At 58.4% G+C, this 1,948-nt stretch carries 1 pseudogene; it reads right to left on the bottom strand.

Annotated features, from left to right (window positions below):
• Nucleotides 1-412: 412 nt before the first annotated feature.
• Nucleotides 413-1,610, bottom strand: a pseudogene (locus tag CO671_RS32990) (transposase).
• Nucleotides 1,611-1,948 lie beyond the last annotated feature (338 nt).

Genomic DNA, 1,948 nt, shown 5'->3' with positions numbered 1-1,948 from the left:
TTCCGATTCCAACCAATCTTTCCGCCGGCCTTTCTGATTTCGCCGCCTCAGGCAACGGAACCATTGCGGCGTAGCTGCTTGCAGAACCCGTTGCACGCCTGATAGTTATGCGACCTATGGGGCGGCGATCAGGATGAGACGCCGTATTGCCTCACCCAAGAGTGTTCCCGGAGAATAATGTCGTTGCCTCACTCGATGTTTTCGAATGCCTCACGGGTTGTTCCGATCGTATCCCCGCACCTGGTGCAGGTGACGGAGGTAGCGAAGCCGCTCGCGAGCGCGCCTCTCAATAGCGCTGTAGCGAGCGGGCGGCTTCGCGGGCGGTCATCATGTTTTCCGGTGGGGTCGGTTGTCGAAGGCCAACCTGGCGGTAAGAGCGCGGATGACGATCCTGTATTGTTCGGTAATGATCTCACTGCCCGACCTCTATACTTTCCGTCTGCCGCGCGGCATCGGCGAATGGCCCGAACACCAGCGCATTGGCCTGTGTACTGCGCCAGATTTTCATTCGGCGCTGCACGGTCCGAATGAGGCCGTCGGGATACACGCCGGGGCATTTGACCTGCAAGCGTTCAAGCAACTCTCGCGAAGTTCGCCAAGGCTCCGCCTCGAACCATTCCTCGAGTTCGGCAGTGACGGCGAGTAGAGGATCGGGCCTCCGCCGCTCTCGCTTGGCCGCTGGCTTGGAGCGGGCAGTCGGTTTCACTTCACCACCACGCCAAGCAATCCGTAAGCCAGAAAGAAAGTCTTCGAGCGTCAGGTACATCGCCTTGAGCCAAAGGCATGTATCCTCCGGCGTGCGTGGGTCGTCAAGCAGCCGCTGGAAGAGTGTGGCAGGACGATGATAGCGCTTGATCACCTTGGCTCCGTCACGGTGCTTTTCTTTCAGCTTGAATGATGGCTGAAAGAAATTCACGAACAACCGCATTGACGAATAAAGCTTGGCCAGCTCCCGAGTGGCTCGCAGCCCCTCGAAGCGTCGGTATCCAACGATCTTGCGCACGATTGCGCCATTCTTCTGCTCGACAAATGCCTGATCATTCTTTCGGTAAGGGCGGCAACGGGTAAGTTCGATATTATCGCGCAAGCAATACTCATGAACACTCTCGTTCATGAACACACTGTCGTTATCGGTGTCGAAGCCCAGCAGCGGGAACGGCAGCAACTTGCGCAGTTCGGCCAACGCAGTGATCAGTACCGTTTGCTCGCGAACCATCCTTGAGGACCCGATCAATCGTCGCTGGGCTCATCGTCAAGAGTCGCCGGCGCGTCTCGCTATTCATATCGCCGTGTCCATGACGTTCCATCGCTTCGATTAGTGTTGGCAACAGGGGGTGTAGTCGCTTGCCGCAAATTCGATCCGACGCCTCCCAAACAACGACGAGCGCTGCCCGCACGTCGTCGCCGTAAACCCGGCGCCCTGGCCGAGGACCACCCTTCGCCGGTTTGCGTTCTCCTCGCAGCAGTCGCATCGCATGCTTGCGATGAAAGCCCGTGAGCGCCACGAACTCGTCTAACATCCTCGCCTTCTCGGCCCGCCCGCCTAACACATAGCGACAACTGATCGCTGCCACCAATTCCGCACGTGTCGCCATGCTGACCTTCCTCATCACAGCTCCCGAGGTTGATTCGGCGGGAGCAATTTAGATGAGGCAATAACCCATTCTCAGGGAGCAGTTCAGGCGAGGCAATGCGCGCGACAAACTGGCGGTGCCTTTGATTGTCGCGAATGAGGCTGGCCTGCCGCGCCGGCGTTTGACCCCCATGGGTGGAACGTCGTCGATAGCTTTCAACGTTCATTTCGAATGATCGTTGCGTGATGAACAAGTCGGTCCACCGCGGCACCCGCCCGCAGGCATTAGTTGCAGGATACGGGTCGGCATCGAGCACCCAACTCACACGTTGGCTCATGATCGCTGTATGAAATGCATCCGGCGCCATGGGCGGG

The organism is Rhizobium sp. M10, assembly GCF_002531955.1.
In the GTDB taxonomy this organism is placed as follows: Bacteria; Pseudomonadota; Alphaproteobacteria; order Rhizobiales; family Rhizobiaceae; genus Rhizobium; species Rhizobium etli_C.
This window is presented reverse-complemented; position numbering and strand designations above follow the sequence as displayed.